24 protein-coding genes are annotated in these 22492 nt (G+C 58.8%); 23 read left to right on the forward strand and 1 reads right to left on the reverse strand.

Going from position 1 to position 22492, the window contains the following annotated elements:
• Positions 1-82 precede the first annotated feature (82 nt).
• The 10 genes from E4J93_RS04170 to holA all read left to right on the forward strand — a co-directional run bounded on the left by E4J93_RS04170 (position 83) and on the right by holA (position 9365).
• A complete protein-coding gene (locus tag E4J93_RS04170) occupies positions 83-877 on the forward strand; it encodes a dihydroorotate dehydrogenase electron transfer subunit (protein WP_255431914.1) in 795 nt (264 codons plus the stop codon).
• 11 nt (positions 878-888) lie between these two features.
• Positions 889-1797, forward strand: coding sequence for a dihydroorotate dehydrogenase (locus E4J93_RS04175; protein ID WP_187231615.1), 909 nt, complete (start codon positions 889-891; stop codon positions 1795-1797).
• Positions 1791-2513, forward strand: coding sequence for an orotidine-5'-phosphate decarboxylase (gene pyrF / locus E4J93_RS04180; RefSeq protein WP_147588220.1), 723 nt, complete (start codon positions 1791-1793; stop codon positions 2511-2513). The genes E4J93_RS04175 and pyrF overlap by 7 nt, the downstream gene beginning before the upstream one ends.
• Before the next feature lie 198 nt (positions 2514-2711).
• Positions 2712-3020 (forward strand): integration host factor, actinobacterial type, encoded by a 309-nt coding sequence (gene mihF / locus E4J93_RS04185; RefSeq protein WP_147588221.1) that lies wholly within the window; start codon positions 2712-2714, stop codon positions 3018-3020.
• Positions 3021-3590: a guanylate kinase gene (gmk, locus tag E4J93_RS04190; protein WP_147588222.1), complete on the forward strand. Its 570-nt coding sequence runs from the start codon at positions 3021-3023 to the stop codon at positions 3588-3590.
• A gap of 5 nt (positions 3591-3595) precedes the next feature.
• Positions 3596-3877 (forward strand): DNA-directed RNA polymerase subunit omega, encoded by a 282-nt coding sequence (locus E4J93_RS04195; RefSeq protein ID WP_147588223.1) that lies wholly within the window; start codon positions 3596-3598, stop codon positions 3875-3877.
• A 3-nt stretch (positions 3878-3880) separates the two neighbouring features.
• A complete protein-coding gene (gene thiI / locus E4J93_RS04200) occupies positions 3881-5158 on the forward strand; it encodes a tRNA uracil 4-sulfurtransferase ThiI (protein ID WP_147588224.1) in 1278 nt (425 codons plus the stop codon).
• Positions 5159-5399: 241 nt separating this feature from the next.
• Positions 5400-5993: a helix-hairpin-helix domain-containing protein gene (locus E4J93_RS04205; RefSeq protein ID WP_187231599.1), complete on the forward strand. Its 594-nt coding sequence runs from the start codon at positions 5400-5402 to the stop codon at positions 5991-5993.
• Positions 5994-6427: 434 nt separating this feature from the next.
• A complete protein-coding gene (locus E4J93_RS04210) occupies positions 6428-8314 on the forward strand; it encodes a DNA internalization-related competence protein ComEC/Rec2 (RefSeq protein WP_187231600.1) in 1887 nt (628 codons plus the stop codon).
• Between the two features lie 40 nt (positions 8315-8354).
• Positions 8355-9365 (forward strand): DNA polymerase III subunit delta, encoded by a 1011-nt coding sequence (gene holA, locus E4J93_RS04215; protein WP_147588227.1) that lies wholly within the window; start codon positions 8355-8357, stop codon positions 9363-9365.
• A 116-nt stretch (positions 9366-9481) separates the two neighbouring features.
• Here holA and rpsT read toward each other — a convergent pair whose 3' ends face one another.
• On the reverse strand, positions 9482-9745 hold the full coding sequence (gene rpsT, locus E4J93_RS04220; RefSeq protein ID WP_147588228.1) for a 30S ribosomal protein S20: 264 nt from the start codon (positions 9743-9745) through the stop codon (positions 9482-9484).
• Positions 9746-9946: 201 nt separating this feature from the next.
• Between rpsT and lepA the strand changes: the two genes are divergently transcribed.
• The 13 genes from lepA (at position 9947) to rpsO (ending at position 22375) form a co-directional block, all read left to right on the forward strand.
• Positions 9947-11755, forward strand: a complete 1809-nt coding sequence (gene lepA / locus E4J93_RS04225; protein WP_147588229.1) for a translation elongation factor 4 — start codon at positions 9947-9949, stop codon at positions 11753-11755.
• A gap of 4 nt (positions 11756-11759) precedes the next feature.
• Positions 11760-12797, forward strand: a complete 1038-nt coding sequence (dusB, locus tag E4J93_RS04230; protein ID WP_147588230.1) for a tRNA dihydrouridine synthase DusB — start codon at positions 11760-11762, stop codon at positions 12795-12797.
• 18 nt (positions 12798-12815) lie between these two features.
• A complete protein-coding gene (gene hemW / locus E4J93_RS04235; RefSeq protein ID WP_147588231.1) occupies positions 12816-13946 on the forward strand; it encodes a radical SAM family heme chaperone HemW in 1131 nt (376 codons plus the stop codon).
• Positions 13947-14025: 79 nt separating this feature from the next.
• Positions 14026-14493: a dCMP deaminase family protein gene (locus E4J93_RS04240; RefSeq protein ID WP_147588232.1), complete on the forward strand. Its 468-nt coding sequence runs from the start codon at positions 14026-14028 to the stop codon at positions 14491-14493.
• A 130-nt stretch (positions 14494-14623) separates the two neighbouring features.
• Entirely contained in the window at positions 14624-15715 is a 1092-nt protein-coding gene (locus E4J93_RS04245) for a DnaJ domain-containing protein (protein WP_187231601.1), read from the forward strand.
• 96 nt (positions 15716-15811) lie between these two features.
• Positions 15812-16954, forward strand: coding sequence for a molecular chaperone DnaJ (dnaJ, locus tag E4J93_RS04250; protein WP_147588233.1), 1143 nt, complete (start codon positions 15812-15814; stop codon positions 16952-16954).
• A 12-nt stretch (positions 16955-16966) separates the two neighbouring features.
• Positions 16967-18244, forward strand: a complete 1278-nt coding sequence (gene mtaB / locus E4J93_RS04255; protein ID WP_147588234.1) for a tRNA (N(6)-L-threonylcarbamoyladenosine(37)-C(2))-methylthiotransferase MtaB — start codon at positions 16967-16969, stop codon at positions 18242-18244.
• Between the two features lie 9 nt (positions 18245-18253).
• Positions 18254-19234, forward strand: a complete 981-nt coding sequence (locus E4J93_RS04260) for a PhoH family protein (protein ID WP_147588235.1) — start codon at positions 18254-18256, stop codon at positions 19232-19234.
• A 1-nt stretch (position 19235) separates the two neighbouring features.
• A complete protein-coding gene (gene ybeY / locus E4J93_RS04265) occupies positions 19236-19757 on the forward strand; it encodes an rRNA maturation RNase YbeY (RefSeq protein ID WP_147588236.1) in 522 nt (173 codons plus the stop codon).
• A gap of 43 nt (positions 19758-19800) precedes the next feature.
• A complete protein-coding gene (locus E4J93_RS04270) occupies positions 19801-20178 on the forward strand; it encodes a diacylglycerol kinase family protein (protein ID WP_147588237.1) in 378 nt (125 codons plus the stop codon).
• Between the two features lie 10 nt (positions 20179-20188).
• The gene (gene era, locus E4J93_RS04275; RefSeq protein WP_147588238.1) at positions 20189-21181 is read left to right on the forward strand and encodes a GTPase Era; all 993 of its coding nucleotides are present in this window, start codon (positions 20189-20191) and stop codon (positions 21179-21181) included.
• 12 nt (positions 21182-21193) lie between these two features.
• Positions 21194-21940, forward strand: coding sequence for a DNA repair protein RecO (recO, locus tag E4J93_RS04280; protein WP_147588239.1), 747 nt, complete (start codon positions 21194-21196; stop codon positions 21938-21940).
• Between the two features lie 156 nt (positions 21941-22096).
• Positions 22097-22375: a 30S ribosomal protein S15 gene (gene rpsO / locus E4J93_RS04285; RefSeq protein ID WP_147588240.1), complete on the forward strand. Its 279-nt coding sequence runs from the start codon at positions 22097-22099 to the stop codon at positions 22373-22375.
• Positions 22376-22492 lie beyond the last annotated feature (117 nt).

Here is a 22492-nt window from a genome sequence, read left to right on the forward strand (position 1 = left end):
AGATAGCAAGAAGCGTAAGGCCGTGTCCCGCACCAGCGCGCACGGCCTTATCTGTATCCATACGGTCAGGTAAGGAGTGCCTATGCCTACGCCTTCGCCTGCTCGCATGCATGACTTCACCGTTGTCTCGAACGAGCAGATCGCCCGTGGCGTCTATTCGCTCGTTATCGAGGCCCCGAAGCTTGCGAGCATGTTGAAACCCGGTCAGTTCGTCAATATCCGCGTTCCCGGCAACGCGATGAGTTTGCTGCGCATTCCTTTGAGCTATGCCAGCGCGAACCCCGAGACGGGAACCGTCGAGATCTGGTATGCCGTTGTGGGCGATGGCACCGAGCGCATGGCTGCCTGGACGCCTGGCTTCACAGGTGATCTGCTTGGTCCCGGTGGACATGGTTGGTCGGTACCCAAGGACTGTCGTCGCGCCCTCGTAGTGGGCGGCGGCATCGGCGTTCCGCCCGTACTGTGCCTTGGTCGAGAGCTCTCGGCACGCGGCATCGCGTTCGATGCCGTGGTGGGCGCGGCCTCTTCCGATACCATGGTGGGCGTGCATGAATTCGAGCGCGCCGGCGCGGGCACGGTCGCTGTTGCCACCGATGACGGCAGCGCCGGGCATCACGGGTTCTGCACGGACCTGCTTGCGGACCTTCTCGCGCGCAACGACTACGACTATATCGCCACCTGCGGCCCGGGTGTGATGATGAAAAAGGTCGCCGACGCCGCGGCCGCCGCTGACGTTTTCTGCGAGGCTTCGCTCGAACGTATGATGAGCTGCGGCTTCGGTGCCTGCAGCACCTGCAACGTTGAAACGGTCGACGGCATGAAGGGCGCCTGCATGTGCGGACCCGTCTTCGATGCCAAGAAGGTGGTGGTCTGGTGAGCGCGGTAAATATGGCCGTCGATTTCGGCGGCGTGAAGATGAAGAATCCCATCAACACCGCATCGGGTACGTTTGGTTATGGATGGCAGTTCAGCGAGCTTATCGATGTTTCCAAGCTCGGTGCCATCACCACGAAGGGCTGCGCGGCCGAGCCCTGGCCCGGTAATCCCGCGCCCCGCATGACCGAGGTCCCCGGTGGCATGATGAATTCCGTCGGCCTGCAAAATCCCGGTGTGCAGGCGTTTGCCTCCGAATCCGGCCCGTGGCTCTCCGAGCTCACCGAAGCGGGGACGAGCGTCATCTGCCAGGTTGCCGGCCACTCCACCGAGGAGTACGTGCGGGCGCTCGAGATGTTCTGCGAGCTCTGCCCCTGGGCCGCAGGTTTCGAGATCAACGTGAGCTGCCCCAACATCGCTGCGGGTGGAGCGGCCTGTGGTTCGACTCCCGAAGGCGCCGCCGATGTCATGCGCGCCTGCCGCAAGGTTACCGACCGCCCGCTGTTCGTTAAGATGGCTCCGGTACGCATCCCCGAGATCGCTCGCGCCCTGGAATCGGAGGGTGCCGACGGACTGACGGTCATCAACTCCATTCCCGGCATGGCTATCGACGTTCGCACGCGTCGCTCCAAGCTCTCTAAACCCACGGGTGGCCTCTCCGGTCCCTTGTGTCATCCCATCGCCGTCCGCATGGTCTGGGAGGCCGCGAACGCCGTCGATATCCCCATCTGCGGCGTCGGCGGCGTTATGACGGGCGAGGACGCCGCCGAGATGATCCTGGCGGGCGCCACCTGCGTCGCCGTGGGCATGGCCAACTTCATCGACCCCGCCGCGTCTTTGCGCGTCCTGTCAGAACTCGAGGAGTGGGCGGCTTCCCAGGGTGTTTCCGATATCAACGAGCTGATTGGAGCTTTCGAATGCTAGATGAGCAGGCACGCGACCGCGTGATCGTGGCCATCGACTGCGACCGTCAGCGAGCCCTCGAGCTCGCCGATTCCTTGAGCGGTCATGCCGTCTGGCTCAAGGTCGGCATGACGCTGTTCTACGCCGAGGGGCCGTCCATCGTCCGCGAGTTCAAAGAACGCGGCTTTAAGGTGTTTTTGGACCTTAAGTTCCATGATATCCCGCATCAGGTTCGCGGTGCCGCGCGCTCCGCGGCTCTCGCTGGCGCAGACCTCATGTCCGTTCACGGGCTTGGCTCCGGCGCCATGCTCGCTGCGTGCCGCGAGGGCGCCGAGGAAGCTGCTGCCGTGCGCGGCGATCGCCCGCACCTGGTGGCTATCACGGTTCTCACGAGCATGAGCCAGGATTCGCTTACCGAGATCGGCGTTTCCGATGAGGTCGCCGTCGAGGCCGAGCGCCTCGCGCTCCTTGCGCGCGCCAACGGCATCGACGGCGTGGTGTGCTCGCCCCGCGAGGCATCGCGTATGCGCGAGCTCGTCGGTGATGACGGCTTGGTCGTAACGCCGGGCGTGCGTCCCGCTGGCGCCGAGCTCGGCGATCAGACACGCGTGGCGACTCCCGCTTCTGCTATCGAAAGCGGTGCGAGCCATATCGTCGTGGGGCGCCCCATCACCGGAGCCGATGACCCCGTTGCGGCCTTCGAGGCTATCGTGGATGAGCTGCGAGCTGTTGAGTAGGAATTCAACCATGCCTTCTAACTGCGGAAACTTCGCGCTGGTTCTATGAAGTAGGGGAGTTTTAGCAAGTAGATGGCTATATTTCCTTGAAACTGCCATCGGGTTCGTCTATTCTATACTGTCGTTCGATGTTCGGAGTGCCTTTTCGCAGGTCAAGCCGAATATTCTAAGTAGTACATATGTCATTTGGAGGTTTCAATGGCTCTTCCTCAGCTTACTGATGAGCAGCGCAAGGCTGCACTCGAGAAGGCCGCTGCCGCTCGTCATGCTCGTGCTGAGCTCCGTGAGCAGATCAAGAAGGGCGAGGTTACCCTGGAGTCCGTTCTCAACTCCGAGGATCCCATCGCTTCCCGCATGAAGGTTTCCACCCTCATCGAGTCCCTTCCTGGTTATGGCAAGGCCAAGGCTGCCAAGATCATGGACGAGCTTGGTATCTCCGCTACCCGCCGCGTGCAGGGTCTCGGCGTTCGTCAGCGCGAGCAGCTGCTCGAGCAGCTTAATAAGTAATTGAGCGGCGTCGATTCAAAGCTCTTTGTGATTTCCGGGCCGTCAGGCGCAGGGAAGGGTACGCTTGTTGCGCGCGTGCGCGAGCGTATGCCTGAACTGGGCCTGACGGTTTCCGCTACCACACGGGAGCCACGCGCCGGCGAGGTTGACGGCGTCAATTACTATTTCATCTCTGAAGAGGCCTTTAGCACGAAGGTTGAACAGGGCGAGTTCGTCGAGTGGGCCCAGGTTCACGACCATCGCTACGGTACGCTCGTCTCCGAGGTCGAGTCCAAGCTCGCTGCCGGCCATTCCCTCATCCTCGAGATCGATGTGCAGGGCGCGCTGAACGTTAAGAAGCGCTTTCCCGATGCCGTGCTCGTTTTCATCGAGCCGCCCTCGTTGGAGGTTCTGGAGCAGCGACTGGTGGGCCGTGGTACCGAGAGCGCCGAATCGCTTTCGATTCGCCTCGCTAACGCCCGCCATGAACTCGAGTTTGCCGATGCCTACGATGTTCGGGTCGTCAATGACGATTTAGAGCAGGCAACCCGTGAGCTCGCTACGATTCTTTCCACCTATGAAAGGAACTGATTCTCGTGTCAGTCGTAAAGCCTAATATCGACGATCTGCTCGATAAGACCGATAACAACCGTTTCCTGCTCGCCTCGCTTGCGTCCAAGCGCGCGTGCGACATCAATAGCATGCTTCGCGAGCAGCACAGCCGCGTACTTGCCGTCCAGGATGTGGACGATATCACCATCGCGCTCTCTGGTAAGGATACGATCTCCATGGCAATGGAGGAGATCGTCGATGGCAGCATCTCCTATGAGGGCGATCGTTATGAAGAGGCCCTTGGCCACAAGGCTTCGGAAGAATAGCATATGGCCAGTCGCGTTTGCCTTGTGCACTATCATGAGATAGGGCTTAAGGGTAAAAATCGAGCTCGATTCGAACGCATCCTCATGGATAACATCAAGGCGGCCTTGGCCGCCTTTTCCGTTGCTACTATCACGAGGATCTCGGGCCATATTCTTGTTTCGTTCTCCGTTGCGGGCCAGGCAGAGCAGGCGTTTCCTATCATCGGAACCGTTCCGGGTGTGGCGCGCGTGTCGCTTGCCTACCATACGAACCGCGACCCTCACGAGTACTGCGAGGCGGCTCGGAAGGCGTTGAACGAGTTTGGTGACTTCCGTTCGTTCAAGGTCGTCGCCCGTCGTTCCAACACTGATTACGAGCTCACCTCGATGGATCTCAATCGCCAGGTGGGCGAATACCTGTGCGAGGCGTTTCCCGACAAAAAGGTACTTATGAAGGGATGCGACGCCCAGGTTCACGTCCTCGTCGTCCAGGGCAGCGTGTACGTGTACGCGCGGTCCGAGCGGGGCGTCGGCGGATTGCCTCAGGGCAGTGCCGGTAAGGTCGTCACCCTTCTGTCCTCGGGTATCGATTCTCCGGTTGCAACGTGGCTGCTCGCGCGTCGCGGTGCCGTTCCCGTTCCCATTCACTTCTCAGGTCGTCCTCAGACGGCGGATACGAGCGAGTATCTTTGTCAGGATATCATCGAGGCCTTGCGTCCCGGTGTTCAGATCGGGCGCCTGTACGTCGTCCCGTTTGGTGACTGCCAGCGCGAAATCTCCTTGAAATGCCCGAGTGACCTTCGTGTGATCATGTATCGTCGCATTATGTACTCCGTTGCCGAGCGTATTGCTCGCCTCGAGGGTGCCAAGGCTTTGGTCACCGGTGAGTCGCTCGGCCAGGTTGCTTCTCAGACGCTTGAGAACATCATGGCAGTTAACGAGGTCGTTGATATTCCGGTTTTCCGTCCCCTTATCGGCTCCGATAAGCAGGAGATTATCGCCCGTGCCGAGCAAATCGGCACGTATGATATATCCACCGAGGTTGCGCCGGATTGCTGCACGCTGTTCATGCCACGCCGTCCGGAGACGCATGCGAAGCTCGACGAGGTGCACGAGGCATGGGAGATGATCGACCACGAGGCTATGATCCAGCATCTTGTGGATACGGTTGAGTACATCGATTTCCCTGCGCCCACGTATAAACCGCCCCGTTGTCTTCGTGAACGCCATAGCGAGCTCGAGGTTCGCTACTGTATCCGCGCGCATCGGGACGATTCTTCAGAGTCGCTTGAAGTCGAGTAAGCCTGCTTATTGCGCTCTATCTGCCTTAGTGGGGTCGTTCCATCTGGAGCGGCCCTTTTTGTTTACACCGCTGTTTGATACCAGTTTGACTCTAGTCCATTGATGGTCCGCATTATCTGATTCGCAATGGATATTTCCATGCCGTCCTGCATGCTGGAAGAGAGGAGGGGATGGAATGAGTCAATTGAAACGTTGTACGTTGTGGGCCTCGGTTCGAGCTGCATTGCGTGGATCGATTGAGATGAAGGCCGTTGCGGCCGTTGCATGTGGCGCCGCCTTGCTTGCCGTGCTGGCGGGAATATTTCTTGCGAACCCAGCTGAGCAGCAGCTTGTCGTTCCCGATGCGGATCCATCGATGGCGGAAGATGATCCGAAGGCCCAGGAGCCCGAACCGATATTGCTGTATGTGGATGTGGGCGGTGCGGTGCGGGCGCCCGGTGTGTATCAACTTCCCGAGGGCTCGCGGGTGCAGGATGCGCTTGAGGCTGCAGGCGGATTGATGGATGACGCCGTTCTCTCCTCGCTCAATCGAGCATCCCTGGTTGTCGACGGCCAGAAGGTGTATGTGCCCCGGGCGGACGATATGCAGGTTGCATCTCAGCCCTCGGAAGCCGGAGGGGGTCCATCGCCTTCGAGCTCTGCGGCTCTGATCAGCATCAACAGCGCAACTATGACAGATCTTGATGCGCTGCCCGGTGTTGGCCCGGCCACTGCGCAGGCTATCGTCGACCATCGAGACGAGAACGGCCCATTCTCCAAGCTTGAGGACCTCATGCTGGTCGATGGCATTGGGGAGAAAAAGTTTGCCAAGCTGAAGGACCAGGTATGCCTATGACGCTCGCGCCACAGGATGTGCGTAGCGATGTACTGGGTCCGCGACCGTTTATGCCTGTATGGTGCATGGGTGCCATAGGTGTGTTGTTGGTGTCCGCTATTGTTGCCGAGATGTCTTGGCGCGAGTATGCAGGGGTCCTGAACGCTTGCCCGCGTGCTGCATGCCTGGTCACCGCTGCGTGCTCGTGCGCGGTAGTTATCTTGATGCTTCATTATGCACGCGGGTCTAGGTTGCAAGCGAATTCCATGTCATTCTTGCTGGGAGCACTTCTTGCTAGCATTGCGTGTTTGTTTTGGGTCATAGGCATTGACCGGGCAACGGGTGCTGTTAGCGATGCGTCCTCGTTTCGTGCCGCCGTTCTGGTTCGCGGTGACCCCCAGCCAGGCTCGTACGGGAGTGGATCTGTTGCATCAATTGAACTCGATGGCAGCAGATTGAAGGTTTGGCTGCAGACCGAGGAGCCGCTTGGGGCCGGGACCCTTTGTACCGTTGCGGGCCGTCTATCGAAACTGCCTGGCAACGGATGGGGTCGTTCGCTTTTTATGAAAGGCGCCTCCGGGGTGTTGCGTGCGGTATCGGTGTCTGATGTGGAGCGTCGGCCATCGCGTATCGAGGCGTTTCGGGCTAAGTTGCTTGAAGCTATTAATCCTGCCTCGGATCCGGCGCGAGCGTTGTTGGCTGGACTTCTGTGCGGACGGACGACGGAGCTGTCGAGCGATGAATCCATGGAGTGGTTTTCTCAAACGGGCTTAACGCATTTGATTGCTGTGTCCGGCGGCCACCTTGCGTGTATCGTTTCGCTCCTGGGCTCCTCGTTGCTCAAACTTCCGATGTGCTTTCGAACGAGGCTGGTCTTGCTGCAAGCAGTTATGTTCATCTACACCATGTTTACCGGCGGTTCGCCCTCGGCTGTTCGAAGTTTTGTAATGGTTGCCTGTGCGACAGCGTGCCGGCTGCTCGGACGGCGAGCTCATCCTTTGTCGGGCTTGGTGTTGGCGGCTGGAATTCTGGCGTTGATGAATCCCGGAGTCGTGTTTGATGTAGGGTTTCAGCTTTCCTTGGCGAGCGTTCTTTTTATCATGCTTGTAGCGCCCGTTCTTCGTTCAACGCTGTGCAATTGGCATATACCAGATGGCTTGGCCGATCAGGTTTCCATCACCCTGGCGGCTCAATGGGGGACGGCTCCCATCGTTATGCCCGTATTCGGCTCTCTTTCGCTCATTTCACCGGTTGCGAACATCGTGGTCGCCCCGTTGTTTACTTGCATGTTGACCGCTGGTCTGATCCTGGCACCAATCGCCATGTACACGGGGAGTGGATCCTGGCTGTTGGCGCCGCTCGCCATGGTAGGGGATGTTGCCTTATTTCTTACCCGGGCTCTTTCAGAGGTGCCCTGGGCGTCGATCGCTGTGGAATCGGGCGTTCTGACGGGCGTGCTTTTATATGCCGCCGGTGCATGGTGCTACATGAAGTGGCGGCCGTTATGCCTGCGCGGGTTGCTTGCTGGTTTGGCGGTGGGGCTCGTCGTTTTCGCGGGCGATTATGCTCGATGGAATGTATTCGCCCCTGCGGAGGTTGTTGTATTGGATGTTGGCCAGGGGGATGCCATTCTCATCAGAGATGGCGACCGCACCGTTCTCGTGGATGCGGGAGTTGATGAGGCGACGCTGCGCGCGCTCGTTCGTAATCATGTCTATGAGCTTGATGCCGTTGTGGTGACGCATTGGGATCGAGACCACTGGGGAGGATTGCCTGCTGTTATGCGGCAGCTCCCCGTGCGGCAGCTTGTTGTCGCACACGGGGCGAGTGATAATGTCCCGTCCGAACTATTTACCTTTATGGAAAACGGTAGCGTGGAAGAGGTGTCAGCGGGCGATCGCTTGAAGGTCGGTTCGTTTTCATGCAGCGTCCTATGGCCGCTGTCTCGCGTTGGTGGCGAGGAGAATTCTGAATCGTTGGTGTTCTCGGTTGTATGTGACGAGCTTGGCCAAGACCAGCAAATTCTTCTGACGGGGGACACCGAGGTTAACGAGGAGCATGAATATGCGCGCTCGGCAGGTAATATATCGATACTGAAGATGGGTCATCATGGGTCACGCGATTCGGTTGACGCGACTCTCATGAATGAGCTCGATCCTGAAGTCGCTATCGCCAGTGCGGGAGCGGGCAATCGTTACGGCCATCCTAATTCAAAGGCCATTGATACGGTTGTGGAGTACGGCGCTGGTTTCTATTGCACGCGGGATGTGGGCGATGTGACTATCCGGCCCACATCAGCAGGCCTTCGGCTTCGCACGCGGCGGGCCAATTCGATACAATAGGGCGATGATGACAGCTGCTGGCTGCGAAAGGATTGCATACGTGACTGCTCAGGAATTGCTGCCTGGATACCTGCTTGTAGGTTCCGATGAATATCGCCGGTCCGAGTACGTTTCACGACTGAAGGCTCGTCTTGAGCAGACTGGTATGGCCGATTTCAATCTCGATGAACGGGACATGAATCGCGATCCGCAGATCGATGACATCATCGCTTCGTTGAATACGCTTCCCATGGGGACGGAGTTTCGACTTGTAATCCTGTATGGTTGCGATAAGCTGCCAAAAACGGTGAGCGAGCCTCTCGTCGAGTATTTCTCCGCACCTTCGCCAAGCACGGTGTGTCTCGTTATTGCCGACCGCCTCCCAAAGTCCACGCGTCTGTACAAGGCCGTGGCCAAACTCGGTGCAAAAGCTGCTATTGATTGCTCGCCTATGAAGGCGCGGGAACTATCTGGGTACTTGTGCAAGATCGCACCACGGTATAACGGGCGCATCAATCCAGTTGCAGCTGAGGAGCTGGTTAGCAGGGTCGGGGAGAATACTCGTTTGCTTGTGAGCGAGCTTCAAAAGCTAATCGAGATAGCTCAAGTTCCAATGATTGAGAAGGAGCATGTCGAGCGTTATGTCGTACGGACTGCCGAGGCCAAGCCGTGGGACTTGTTGAATGCTATCGCCTCTCGAAATGCATCTTCCGTACTGGAGCAGTTGTCATTGCAGCCTGCGCGCAGCGAAATAAGAACGTTCACGTTGATTGTTGGTCGTCTCCGCGAGCTTATCATCGCGAAGGCGCTTGATGCCCGCGGCGAGGGTGGCAGGTTGGCCGAGGTTCTTGGACTGCAGAGTTGGCAGGTTAAAAATCATGTGAAGTGGTCTCGTAAGTTCTCGATGTTGGAGCTGACGAGCGCGCTTCACGATGCGGTCGATGTCGAGATGGCTTTGAAGGGTTCGCGCGACTCCGAGCTCGCCTTGCGCATCTGGGTGATGGGGCTTGTAGGCGGAGATTCGTCTGCTGGCGCATCGTTGGGCACGAAGCCCCCGTATCGGTCGCGCTAATTCTGGTGTACTCGATCGTGATGGTTCGTTCCGTACGCGTGGAACGTCGTGCACTTTGAAAATAAAAAGGGTCTCGCATGGCGAGACCCTAATAAAAGCTCTATGTACGGTTTGTACTAGGCGATCTTGTTGACGAGCTTCTGAACACCGGACTTACGGTTGGAAGCCTGGTTGCGATGAATAACGCCCTTGGCTGCAGCCTTGTCGAGGGCACGGTACACGCGGGTGGCTGCGGCCTGTGCGGCCTCCTTGTCGCCAGCCTCCACAGCGGTGTGAACGTGCTTAACAAGCGTCTTGAGCTCGGAGCGGATCGCCTTGTTGCGAACGCGAGCGATCTCATTGGTGCGGATGCGCTTCTTCTGAGACTTGATGTTTGCCACTTGTAGATTTCCTTTCGAGTTCTTCTAAAAAAGCCTTTGTATCCGGCCTCTGAGACACGGTTGAGGTCATACAGTCAGAAGAGTATAGCACCGAATGTACGGAAGGGGAACGAGAACACTGTGGAATAGACGTGAATCTACGTGATTTGTGCACGTTTCGGTACTCGCCTATGGCCGTGGGCATGCGGTATCATAGCTCGCATGAATACTTTAGATACCTCACATATCAGGAACTTCTCCATCATCGCTCATATCGATCATGGCAAGTCCACCATCAGCGACCGTATCCTCGAGCTTACGCGCACCGTTGAAGAACGCGACATGGAGTCGCAGCTGTTGGACACCATGGATATCGAGCGCGAGCGCGGCATCACCATCAAGAGTAATGCTGTTCGCGTTATGTATGATGCCGACGACGGGAAGACCTATCAGTTCAATCTCATCGACACGCCGGGCCACGTCGACTTCACCTACGAAGTTTCGCGTTCGCTTGCTGCCTGCGAGGGCGCGGTTCTTGTTGTTGATGCCACGCAGGGCGTCGAGGCTCAGACCGTCTCCAACGCCACGCTCGCGATGAACGCTGACCTTGATATCGTTCCCGCCATTAACAAAATCGATCTCCCCTCGGCTCATCCCGATGAGGTGAAGGTTGAAATCGAAGACGAGCTCGCGATTCCTGCTGACGATGCCGTGTGCGTATCGGGTAAGACGGGCGAGGGTATTCATGATCTGCTCGAGGCGATCGTCTACCTCGTTTCCGCACCCCAGGGCGATCCCGATGCACCGCTCAAGGCACTTATCCTCGATTCGTATTTCGATGAATACCGAGGCGTCGTGGCAACCGTGCGCGTCTTCGACGGCGCGATCAAAAAGGGCGATACCCTGCGCATGATGCAGGGCGGCGAGAGCTTCTTGGTCGATGGCGTGGGAGTTAAGCGTCCTGCCGAGACGCCGGTCGACGCACTTACCGTGGGCGAGGTCGGGTTTGTTGTTACCGGCTTGAAGAACCCCGAAGCCGTGCACGTGGGCGATACGCTTACCATGACCTCTCGACCCTGCGACGCGCCCCTTGCGGGCTATCGCGAGGCGAAGCCCATGGTCTACACCGGCCTGTTTCCTATCGACAACAAGGATTACGAGAACCTGCGCGACGCGCTTGAGAAGCTCCATGTCAACGATCCCTCTTTGACATGGAGCCCCGAGACCTCCGTGGCGCTCGGTTTCGGATTCCGCGTCGGTTTTCTGGGCTTGCTGCATATGGAAGTTGTCAAGGAGCGCTTGGAGCGCGAATTCGACCTCGCCCTCATTGCGACGAGTCCCTCCGTTGATTATCACGTCTACATGACCGATGGCTCCATGGTCGAGGTCCGCAGCCCTCAGGATCTGCCCGATGCCACCCGCATCGATCGCATCGAGGAGCCGTATCTCAAGGCAAAGGTTATCGTGCCTCCCGAGTACACCGGCGCGGTGATGCAGCTTGCCATCGAGCATCGAGGTATCACCACCGACATGATTCACCTGTCGCAGAAGTCTGTAGAGATGCGTTTCGACATGCCGCTTGCCGAACTGATTCTCGATTTCTTCGATCAGCTGAAAAGCCGCACCAAGGGCTATGCCTCGCTTGATTACGAGTTTTCCGAGTATCGTGCAAGTGACCTGGTGAAACTCGATATCCTGCTTTCCGGTGACGAGGTTGACGCGTTGTCGTTTATCGTTCACAAGGACAAGGCGTATGGCTTGGCGCGCGGCCTGTGCGATAAACTCAAGGAGATCATTCCCCGACAGCTGTTCGAGGTTCCCATCCAGGGCGCAATCGGCAACAAGATCATCTCTCGCTCCACCGTTAAGGCGCGGCGCAAAGACGTCCTTGCCAAGTGCTATGGAGGCGATATCTCGCGTAAGCGCAAACTGCTCGAAAAGCAGAAGGAAGGCAAGAAGCGCATGAAGGCCATTGGCTCCGTCGAGGTGCCGCAGGAAGCTTTCATGGCCATTCTCAAGGTGGACGAGTAATCACATGCCCATTTCCTCTCAAACCCAGCGGCTGCTCGATGCGTTTGCCGAGCAGCCGTTTCTTCTGGCCCCCATGGCTGGTGTCACCGATGCCGCATATCGCATCATGTGCCGCCGTCGAGGCGCTCATTTGGCATACAGCGAAATGGTCTCCGTCGCGGGCTTGGCGTACGCAAGCGAGAAGACGTGGGAGCTCGTGCTTCCTGCTGCCGAGGAGCCGCAGATCTGCGTCCAGTTGTTCGGTTCGAAGCCCGAGCAATTTGCATCGGCTGTCGAGGTCGTTCGGGAGCGCGTGGGCGATCGCTTGACGCTCATCGACATCAACATGGCGTGCCCGGCCCGCAAGGTGATTTCTAAGGGTGAGGGCTCGGCCCTTATGGAGCAGCCTGAACTCGCCGTCGATATCGTGCGCGCCTGCGTCGATAACGCTCGCGTCCCCGTGACCGTTAAGATGCGCAAGGATTTCAAGTCAGGACGCTTGCTGGCCCCGGATTTCGCCGCTCGTCTCGAGCAGGCCGGCGTTGCCGCCGTTGCCGTCCATGGACGCTCTGCAGGCCAGCTCTATAGCGGCCAAGCTGATTGGTCCGTGATCGATGCCGTTGCCGATCGCGTGCAGGTGCCCGTCATAGGTTCAGGCGACGTGTTCAGCGCCGAGCACGCTGCTCGCATGCTTCATGAGACGGCGGCGACGGCCGTGTTCATCGCCCGTGGTACTTATGGTAATCCGTGGATCTTCGATGATGCTCGCGCGATCGCCCTTGAGGGCTCGTCCTGCCCCTTGCACAGCATCGAGGAGCGGCTCGGTGCGCTACGCGAGCACCTTGCGCTCTTGCAGAGCCATGATGCCCATATGGCGCGTGCGCGCACATTTGCGACCTGGTATCTCAAGGGCATGCCTCATGCCGCGGGCTGGCGCGGCCGCGTAGTGAAGTGCTCGACGTTTGAAGACTTTATGGCGCTTGTCGACGAGATAGAGCTCGATGTGCGGCAATGCGTGGAGCTGGTGGACCATGGCGAGCCCATCCCGGGCTTCGATAGTTAAGGTTGCAGGACCTACGTAATGCCTTACGAAGCGCTTTACCTTCACATACCGTTTTGCAAATCTAAGTGCCTGTATTGCGATTTCGATTCTCGTGCGGATGCTGCATGTCTCGATGGTATGGCGGCATATTTGGATGCGCTCGAGATGCAGGTCCGAGCTCACGGTAACGCTGGCGAGCTGGATGATGTAAAGACGGTCTATATTGGAGGTGGAACGCCCAGCTTGGCTGGCGAGCGCCTAATCGGATTGGTTTGCAGCATTCTAGCTTTTTGCACACCGGTCGAGTTCACGTGCGAAGCCAATCCCGAATCGTTTTCCGCAGGGCTCGCGTGTCTTTTGGCGAGGGCTGGTGTGACGCGCGTCTCGCTCGGCGTTCAGAGCCTCGTCGATTGCGAGCTGAGCTCGATCGGGCGTATCCATTCCGCGGTCGACGCGCTTGAAGCCGTCCAGAGTGCACGCGGCGCCGGCCTGACTGTTTCGTGCGACCTTATGTGCGGTCTTCCCGGCCAGACGTTGGCGTCGTGGGAGCGTACGCTGGGCATGTTGCTTGACGGCGAGGTCCGTCCTGATCATATTTCGGTGTATCCGTTGCAGCTAGAGGAGGGGACCCCTCTCGAGCGCATGGAGCGAGCGGGAACGGTGCGGGTACCAGACGAGGATTTCCAGGCGGAATGCATGGATAGAGCCGCGGATCTCATGCGTTTCGCTGGTTACGCGCGGTATGAGGTGGCGAGTTACGCCCTCCCGGGTTGCGAGTGCCTCCATAACATCGCGTACTGGACCGGCAAGAGCTATCTTGGCTTGGGACGATCCGCTGCAAGCATGCGAGACGAGGGCGATTCTGGTCGCGAGCGATTCGTTCAACTTGATGACGGAGGTATCGAGTTCGATCGCGAGTCCCTATCTCCACGAGAAGCCGTGGCCGAAGACCTTATGCTTTCGTGCCGTATGGTGCGCGGCATCTCGGTGGAGCTGCTCGATCATGCCTCGCGATACATTCCGGTTGACCTTATTGATGCTGCCTGCTCGCGAGCGGTCGATCTTGGTCTGGCGCGTTGGTCGCATGGGGCGCTCGTTCCTACGCACGCCGGCTGGCTCGAGGGAAATGAGCTTTTCGGGTTGTTCTGGAACCTCGCGCGGCCAGCGTAGAGACCTTGGCTTCATCTCGGCCTTGCGCGTGCGTTCGTCTTGGGGCATGCTGGAGACCAGCTAACGAAAGGGGTTTGCCATGCCTGGAAAACGCGAGGATGTTATTAGCTGGGATGAGTTCTTCATGCGCGCTGCTGTTGCGGCGAGCATGCGCAGCAAGGACCCGAATACGCAAGTCGGTGCCTGTATCGCCGATATCCACAATCGCATTCTGTCCGTCGGCTACAACGGCACGCCTTCCGCGTTGAACGACGACGACTTTCCTTGGGGCACGGCCGACGATCCGTTGCACGATAAGCATAATTACGTGATCCATGCCGAGGCCAACGCGATTCTCAACTATCGTGGTTCGCTTAAGGATATGGCGGGTGCCCGCGTGTATGTAACGCTATTTCCGTGCCATGAATGCGCCAAGACGTTGGTGCAAGCCGGCATCGGAGAGGTTATATACCTCGATGACAAATACGACGGCACCGAGGACAATCTCATTTCGAAGAATATCCTGGACCGCTGCGGCGTCACATATAGACAGGTGACTTTGGAGTAGCGCCTGCTCGCGCGCTCATGGGAAATCGGTAGGGAAGGGTCGCTGCTCTGCGGCCTTTTCATCACATGCGGGCTCCGCGGGTATAATATCTCCCGCTGTGCTATACAACGATGCGGGGAGTTTTTGCCATATGGCGGGAATGAACGATAAAGATTACTACGCGATTCTGGGCGTGGAGCCTACTGCATCTTCCAAGGAGATCCAGAAGGCGTTCCAGCAAAAGGCGCGCAAGCTTCATCCCGATATCAATAAGGAGCCTGACGCCGAGGAGCGCTTCAAGGAGGTTTCGGAAGCGTACGCCGTGCTTTCGGACGACTCAAAGCGCGCTCGCTACGACGCTATGCGTTCGGGCAATCCTTTTGCAGCTGGCGGCACCGGTCAGCCCGCCGCGGGCGGCGCTGGTTTTGGCGGCTTTCCTTTTACCGGGTTTCCCTTCGACGCGTCTGGATTTGGTCGACGTCGCGCGAGCTCCGCGTTCAATCCCGAGGAAGGTGCGGATGTCGTGGTCGATATCGAGCTTACTCGTGAGCAATCGCGCGATGGGGCGCGTCGCGTGGTGACGTTCCGCCGTTATGAGCATTGCTCGAACTGCCATGGGTCCGGTTCTGTTTCGAGCGAGCATGCCCGTACGTGCCCCACGTGCGGAGGCTCCGGCTCCATCGGCGTCGATCTGTCCTCCTTGTTTGGAATGGGCGCGGTGCAGATGGTGTGTCCCGAATGCGGCGGGTCGGGCAAGGTCGTCGCAGACCCCTGTACGGTATGCGGCGCTACGGGCCGTGTCGCCGTTACCTCCGAGCAGGTCGTCGAGTTTCCCAAAGACACGCATGACGGTGATGTCGTTCGCATTCCGGGCATGGGCCATGCCGGCACCAATGGCGCCGCTTCGGGCGATCTCGTCGCGCGCGCCCGCGTGGCTTCCGAGCGGCTTGAGCACCGAGCGAGCACCGGGTTCTATGTTATCGGGCTCGCGCTGCCGTTCCTTATCCTTTCTGCAATCTCCGGCGTGTTCTCGCTGTTCGCCATGATCTGCCTCGTACCGCTTGTGTTTGGTGTTTTTTACGTCGCCACGGACGACCCGCTGCATCGGTCGCTTCTGTGGTGGAAGCGAGGCTTCGCCGTAGCGATGAACGGTGCTATGAACGGCTTGTTCTTTGCGCTGCTCTCCGTGTGGTTTACCAGCTGCACCCAGGGATTGTTCTTAAGCCCGTATCGCATGATGTAGTGTTTGCTTTTGAGCCATCAGGGCATAATGGAGAGCGTCGGCTCGTCGATGTGCGGGCCGTAGCCGTGGAAAGATGCACGAGGAGGATGTTCAGGCGTGTCGGGCAAAAGGGATTATTACGAGGTTCTGGGTGTTGACCGCGATGCGGACCAGCGTGCGATCAAGCGCGCGTTTCTTAAGAAGGCGCGGGAGGTGCACCCCGATGTTTCGGACGATCCGAACGCTGAAGAGCTCTTCAAAGAGGTGAATGAAGCCTACTCCGTTCTCTCCGATGAGCAGAAGCGCGCGAATTACGATCGCTATGGCTCTGCCGACGGCCCTGGCATGAACTCCAGCTATGTCGATATCTCGGATATCTTCGGTAGCATGGGAATGGACGATATCTTTTCGTCATTCTTCGGCGGCTCGCGCGGTGGCGCCCGCAACGCGGCGGCGCGTCGACAGGGACGTGACATGGCCATCTCGTTGGGCATCACGCTCGAAGAAGCTGCTGTTGGCTGCACTAAGACCATCAGCTACGATCGCTTGGCGCCCTGTGACGACTGCGGTGGCTCCGGTCTGTCCGAAGGCGCTTCAGAGCAGCAGTGCCCGCATTGTCATGGGTCGGGCTACGTAACCACCTATAAGCGCTCCATCTTCGGCGACGTGCAGTCCTCCGCCCCGTGCCCCGACTGCCAGGGCGAGGGCACTGTCGTCGACCATCCGTGCGAGATGTGCGACGGGCAGGGTAGGACTCCGTCTCACGAGCATCTTGACTTGAAGATCCCCGCTGGCGTTTCTACAGGTCGGCAACTGCGTGTTTCCGGGTACGGTGAGGCAGGTTACCGCGGAGCCGAAGCGGGCAGCCTTATCGTTACCATTCAGGTTGAAGAGCATGAGCGCTTCCAGCGCCATGCGGACGATCTGTATACCGAGGTGACCGTTTCCATGGTGCAGGCTGCCTTGGGCTGTACGGTCACGATTGCTGGAATCATGGAGGGCGAAGAGGTTCCGGTTAAGGTTCCCGCCGGCACCCAGTACGGCCAGGCTGTTACCGTTGAGGGCTTCGGCATGCCGCGTATGGGCGGCGGCGAGCGCGGTCGCTTGGTCGCGCGCGTCATCGTGAAGGTTCCCGAGAAGCTGAGCAGCGAGGCACGCGAGCTCCTCGAGCGCTACGAAGACGTTATGGACGAGCAGTACGACAAGCATCGTGGCGTCGGCGCCTTCATTCGCGACGCCATCGACGATATTCTCGATTAGGCAAGGAGCACTGTGGGAAACGCGCGCATCGCTGTTGTAAATCTTGGTTGCCGGGTCAACCGCGTCGAATCTGATCGCATCTCGACCGATTTGCTCCGCGCGGGTTTTGAGCTGGTAGATGAAGCGTCTGCTGACGTCGTCATTATCAATACCTGCGCTGTCACCGGTGAAGCCGAGGCCAAGACGCGCAAGGCGGTGCGCCGGGCGCTGGGTATGCCGCCTGCTCCCTTGGTTATCGCGACGGGTTGCGCGGTGAACCTGCATCCAGAATCGATTGCCGAGCTATCTCCCCGCGTTATCGTCGAGCCTTCTAAGGTCGATATTGTGCGTCGCGTCCGCGCGGTCGCAACGCCATCGTGCGAGCATGCGCCCGAAGAGCTTGCTCACGGCGTATCGAGCTTCCTGGGCCGGTCCCGTTTGGGAATCAAGATTCAAGATGGCTGCAATCACCGCTGCACATATTGCATCGTCTGGAAGGCGCGCGGCCCCGAGCGCTCCATTCCGGTTGCCTCCGTGCTTGAGCAGGTTCGCGAGGCGGAGGATTCCCATATTCCCGAGATCGTGCTCACGGGCGTGAACTTGGGCGCGTACGACGGGGAGAGCGAGAGCGATTCCCATGTCGAGCTCGATGAACTCATCTCCATTATCTTGCGGCGCTCCACGATTCCGCAGGTTCGACTGAGCTCTATCGAGCCGATGGACGTGTCCGACCGACTCATCGCACGCTTGGCGTCGTCTGAACGCATCGCACCTTTCCTGCATTTGCCGCTCCAGTCGGGCTGCGATGCCACACTGCATCGGATGGCACGTCCGTATACCTCCGAGGATTTCCTTTCATTGGTGAAGCGCCTGCGCGAGGCGGTACCGTCTATCTCGCTTTCCTGTGATGTCATCGTTGGCTTTCCCGGTGAGACCGATGAGGAGTTCGAGGAGTCCTTGGCGCTCTGCCGCACCGTTGGCTTTTCGCGTATGCATGTCTTTCGGTATAGCAAGCGTCCCGGCACGCCTGCCGCGGCGGCTCCCGATCAGGTTTCCCCCGAGGTCATGGCTGAGCGTTCCGCGCGGATGCGTGCGCTTGCAGTGGAGATGTCTCGCGAGGACGCGCTTCGACGTGTCGATACCGTAGAGTCCGTCGTGCTCGAGACCGCACGCGAGGGCACGCTTGGATCATTCCAGCGCGTGGTTCTCGATACCCCGGCTGCCGTTCAGGTGGGCTCGCTGTCGAAGGTGCGTCTCGAGTCCGTCGATGAGCACGGGGTTCTACATGGGCGTCTTTTGGATATCGCATAGGAGGGTGTGATGGGGGCTGCTTCCGTGCGCATTGCGCTTCCTCGCTCCGTGGACCATGGGCTCGTTACGGGTGCTTCCGATATGCTCTTCCGGGCTATCGAGGAGCGCGGCGGCGTGAGTCTCGTGCTGCGCGGCGATGCCGTTATCGTTTCTGGCCCGGTCTCCTCGGTCGAGGCTGCTTCCCAGGTCCTCTCGTCCGTTATCGAGCTCGTCCGTCTTGGTAAACGACCAACGACCGACGATGTATCGCTGTCGTTCGATCGCCTGAACGCCGGGAGTGCCTCCGCAGCTCCCCATGAAGTTTTCATGACTCACCGTGGCCAGGCAATTCGTGCTAAAACAGCTGGTCAACAACGGTATCTTGACGCCATTGACACTCATACCATGACGTTTTGCCTTGGTCCTGCGGGTACGGGCAAAACCTATCTTGCCATGGCGGTCGCAGTCGCCGCGCTCAAGCGACGCGAGGTTGGGCGCATCGTGCTTACACGCCCCGTCGTGGAAGCGGGGGAGAACCTTGGCTTCCTGCCTGGCACGCTCGAGGAAAAGGTCGATCCCTATGTCCGCCCGTTGCTGGATGCGCTGTACGACCTCGTGGACCGCGAGCATGCTAATGAGTATGTAGAGCGCGGCATGATCGAGATCGCGCCGCTGGCCTACATGCGCGGCCGCACGCTCAACGATGCATTCGTGATCCTTGACGAGGCTCAAAACACTACGCCCGAGCAGATGAAGATGTTCCTCACGCGACTCGGCTTCAACTCGAAGTTCATCGTGACCGGCGATGCGAGCCAGCGCGACCTGCCGGGACGCAAGGGCGGGCTCAGCGATATCGAGCGCATTCTTGCGGATATCCCCGATATCGCGTTCATTCATTTGACCGGCTCTGATGTTGTTCGCCATAGTCTGGTTGGTAAGATTGTCGATGCGTATGAAACGTTCGAGGCGATGGCGCATCGCACGCCGGTTTCGGCACGAAAGGACGGATAACATGGACGTGCTTATTAGCAACGAGGACGAGCTTGTTGTACCGATCTCAAATGAAGAGATTGCAGCCGTTGTGGAAGAGGTATTGCGCGCCGACGGCGTTACGCGCGCCTGCCGCGTGAGCGTTTCGATTGTTGACGCCGACGAAATCCGTGGGCTTAACGCCGCATGGCGTGATATCGATACGCCAACCGATGTGCTCTCGTTTGAGTGCGACGATATCGACGACGATATGATTCCCGCCGACGAGCCGGTCGAACTCGGCGACGTCATCCTGTGCCCGGCTGTTATCGAGCAGCAGGCTCCCCAGTTCGATACCACCTTCGAGGAGGAGTTCCGCCTCATGCTGGTTCACGGGGCCTGCCACCTGCTCGGATTCGATCATATAGATCCTGAAGAAGCACGAGCTATGGAGGCGCGTGAGCTCGAGATCTTGCAGGAGCTCGCGCGTAAGCGCGGCGATGACCCGAATCGCGTTACGATCGGCCCCACTACGAGCCACCAGGAAGATGCATCCTTCTGCTAGCCTCCTTCGCTTGTGCGCTTGAACCTCGAAAGGGGAGTTTTCGATGATTCCAGGGTCGAATAGCGACCATCCCACATTCTTTCAGTCGTTTAAATATGCGCTGGAAGGTCTTGCTACCGCAGTGAGGACCGAGCGCAACATCAACGTTATGTTCATCTTGGGATTTTGCACCATAGTCGCCGGTTTCGCGGTGGGCCTCGATGCCGTTTCATGGTGCATCATCATCATCTGCTGCGGCCTGGTGATATTCGCAGAGCTCTGCAATACCGCGATGGAGACCATCGTCGACCTTGCTACGCAGGAGTTGCATCCGCTTGCCAAGCGCGCGAAAGATATTGCCGCGGCGAGCGTGTACGTTCTCTCCCTTACCGCTGCCCTGGTGGGCTGCATCGTGTTCCTTCACGCCCTGCATGTTATCTAAGGAGTCTGCCATGACCGATTTCGATCCGTTTGCCGACATGTCCGATGACGAGCTCGACGCGTTTCTCGAGGGCGAGGAGGGCTCCGCCGAGTCCGTGTCCCCCGGTCTTCCTGAAGGGTTTCGCAGCGGTTTCGTCGCGCTCGTGGGCCGGCCGAACGCAGGTAAATCCACGCTGCTCAACGCCTGCTTCGGCGAGAAGGTCGCCATCACGTCCCCTGTGGCTCAGACCACGCGCCGCCGTATGCGCGCCGTCATAAACCGCGATCGCTGCCAGATCGTCATCGTAGATACGCCTGGCTTGCACAAGCCGAAAGATTCGTTGGGAACCGAGCTCAACAAGAGCGCTCTGGCGGAGATCAACGACGTCGACGTCGTCGCCTTCCTCATTGACGCCAGCGCGCCCATCGGCCGAGGCGACGAGTGGGTCGCGAACCACGTGGCGAAGTCGAGGGCTCGTAAGATCTTGGTGCTCTCTAAAGCCGACAAGGTGAAGCCCGAGCAGATGCTGGCCCAGCTTGAAGCCGCTCGCAAGCTTGTGGACTTCGACGACGAGCTTGTCATTTCCGCCCCCGAGGGATTCAACGTCGACACGTTCGTGTCTGTGGTGGCTTCCTATCTTCCCGAGGGGCCCAAGTGGTTCCCCGATGACATGAAGTGCGATGCGAGCGACGAGACGCTGGTTTCGGAGTTCGTTCGCGAGAAGGTGCTGCTGCATACGCGCGAAGAGATACCGCATGCGGTCGGCGTTCTGTGCGACGAGCTCGAGTTCAAGGGCGATTTGCTTCGCGTCCATGCAACCATCTACGTTGAGCGCGAGGGACAAAAGGGCATCCTGGTTGGCAAACGCGGCGAGATGGTTAAGCGCATCGGCATGGAGGCGCGGCGCGATATCGAGCGTATATTCGATTGTCGTGTTTACCTCGGTCTCGACGTGCGCGTCAAATCGGGCTGGCGTGAAGACGAGGGGCAGATTCGTCGTTTCGGCTACGGCGCCGAGGAGTAGCGCGGGTCGGATATGGCTTCTCGGACATACCGAACCGTCTGCGTCGTGCTCGATAAGACCAAGCTCAAGGAAACCGACCTGATCCTTACCTTGCTTTCGGAACGGGGGAGTCAGATTCGCGCGGTGGCCAAGGGCGCCCGTAAGCCCGGCAGCAAGCTTTCTGCTCGCTGCGATCTATTCAACTGCGTTGATGTGCTGCTTGCACGCGGGCGTACGCTGGATGTCGTCTCGCAAGCGGAGCTCCTCCATGCTCCTCTCGGCGTGAATCCCGACTACGAGTCCATCTCGGCAGCCTCGGTCGTTTCGGACGTCGCACAGCTTTGCTGTTACGAAGAAGCCGAGGACCCCTTTGTATTCGCCATTACCACGCGTTGTCTCGAGCTTCTCGGTCGCGTCGTCGATCAACCGCATCGCGATGTGCTCGTTGCGGCATTCATCTTCAAGCTGCTTTCTCATGTCGGCTATCGTCCGGATTACACTGCCTGTGTTTCCTGTTCCGACCCGTCTCTTTCGTATTTCTCTTCGTCGGCGGGCGGGCTTCTGTGCGCGTCGTGCGCGGCCACGGTTGCAGGGGCGGAGCCTGTAGACGGGTCGACGGTCCAATGGCTGCGCGCCCTTCTATCCCTTCGCTTCGATGAGCTGCTTTCACATGAAATCGATCTGCCGCGCTCCACGATGCTGCTTGCGTTGGCCCATAGCTGGGCGGCCACTCATCTGGATGCTCGAATCAGATCCTTGGAGTTTCTTATGGGTCATTAGCCTGGATGTTGTGTGTTTGCTGCGACGACGTGGTCGTCGTGATAGTATTCAAAGCTGTCCTACCCCGCTCTTGGATGCTCGCTGCACCGGCGGCTTCCCAGATTGGGGCGCATAACGGCACCGGAAGGGTTCGGGGCCATAGAAGAAAGGTGTACCATGACTGTTTCTAAGGAGCGCAAGGCCGAGCTCACCGCTGAGTTTGGCAACAATCCTCAGGACACCGGCAACTCCAAGGTTCAGGTTGCCATCCTCACCGAGCGTATCCGCGAGCTCACCGAGCACATGAAGTCCCACCAGAAGGACTTCCACACTCGTCGCGGCCTGCTGATGCTCGTCGGTAAGCGTCGTCGTCTGCTCTCTTACATCAAGAAGAACGACATCAACGAGTACCGTGAGCTCATCAAGAAGCTCGGCATCCGCGACAACATCCAGTAACGCGGAGCTTATCATGGACATGGGGGAGCGCTTCGGCGCTCCTTCTTGTGTAACGGGGCCACATACCCGTTGCGAGGGCTCGCAATAGCGGCCCAGAAATCGTCCGGTTGTTCCGGA

It is taken from the genome of Collinsella sp. BA40 (genome assembly GCF_008014645.1).
Lineage (GTDB): Bacteria > Actinomycetota > Coriobacteriia > Coriobacteriales > Coriobacteriaceae > Collinsella.

What these genes read in the sequence shown, in the direction of transcription:
- E4J93_RS04175 (WP_187231615.1), top strand. Translation starts at nt 889, where the DNA reads ATGGCCGTCGATTTCGGCGGCGTGAAGATGAAGAATCCCATCAACACC.
- era (WP_147588238.1), top strand. Translation starts at nt 20,189, where the DNA reads ATGACCGATTTCGATCCGTTTGCCGACATGTCCGATGACGAGCTCGAC.
- E4J93_RS04270 (WP_147588237.1), top strand. Translation starts at nt 19,801, where the DNA reads ATGATTCCAGGGTCGAATAGCGACCATCCCACATTCTTTCAGTCGTTT.
- rpsO (WP_147588240.1), top strand. Translation starts at nt 22,097, where the DNA reads ATGACTGTTTCTAAGGAGCGCAAGGCCGAGCTCACCGCTGAGTTTGGC.
- recO (WP_147588239.1), top strand. Translation starts at nt 21,194, where the DNA reads ATGGCTTCTCGGACATACCGAACCGTCTGCGTCGTGCTCGATAAGACC.
- hemW (WP_147588231.1), top strand. Translation starts at nt 12,816, where the DNA reads ATGCCTTACGAAGCGCTTTACCTTCACATACCGTTTTGCAAATCTAAG.
- mihF (WP_147588221.1), top strand. Translation starts at nt 2,712, where the DNA reads ATGGCTCTTCCTCAGCTTACTGATGAGCAGCGCAAGGCTGCACTCGAG.
- E4J93_RS04170 (WP_255431914.1), top strand. Translation starts at nt 83, where the DNA reads ATGCCTACGCCTTCGCCTGCTCGCATGCATGACTTCACCGTTGTCTCG.
- E4J93_RS04205 (WP_187231599.1), top strand. Translation starts at nt 5,400, where the DNA reads ATGAAGGCCGTTGCGGCCGTTGCATGTGGCGCCGCCTTGCTTGCCGTG.
- ybeY (WP_147588236.1), top strand. Translation starts at nt 19,236, where the DNA reads ATGGACGTGCTTATTAGCAACGAGGACGAGCTTGTTGTACCGATCTCA.
- E4J93_RS04260 (WP_147588235.1), top strand. Translation starts at nt 18,254, where the DNA reads ATGGGGGCTGCTTCCGTGCGCATTGCGCTTCCTCGCTCCGTGGACCAT.
- E4J93_RS04240 (WP_147588232.1), top strand. Translation starts at nt 14,026, where the DNA reads ATGCCTGGAAAACGCGAGGATGTTATTAGCTGGGATGAGTTCTTCATG.
- thiI (WP_147588224.1), top strand. Translation starts at nt 3,881, where the DNA reads ATGGCCAGTCGCGTTTGCCTTGTGCACTATCATGAGATAGGGCTTAAG.
- dusB (WP_147588230.1), top strand. Translation starts at nt 11,760, where the DNA reads ATGCCCATTTCCTCTCAAACCCAGCGGCTGCTCGATGCGTTTGCCGAG.
- pyrF (WP_147588220.1), top strand. Translation starts at nt 1,791, where the DNA reads ATGCTAGATGAGCAGGCACGCGACCGCGTGATCGTGGCCATCGACTGC.
- E4J93_RS04245 (WP_187231601.1), top strand. Translation starts at nt 14,624, where the DNA reads ATGGCGGGAATGAACGATAAAGATTACTACGCGATTCTGGGCGTGGAG.
- lepA (WP_147588229.1), top strand. Translation starts at nt 9,947, where the DNA reads ATGAATACTTTAGATACCTCACATATCAGGAACTTCTCCATCATCGCT.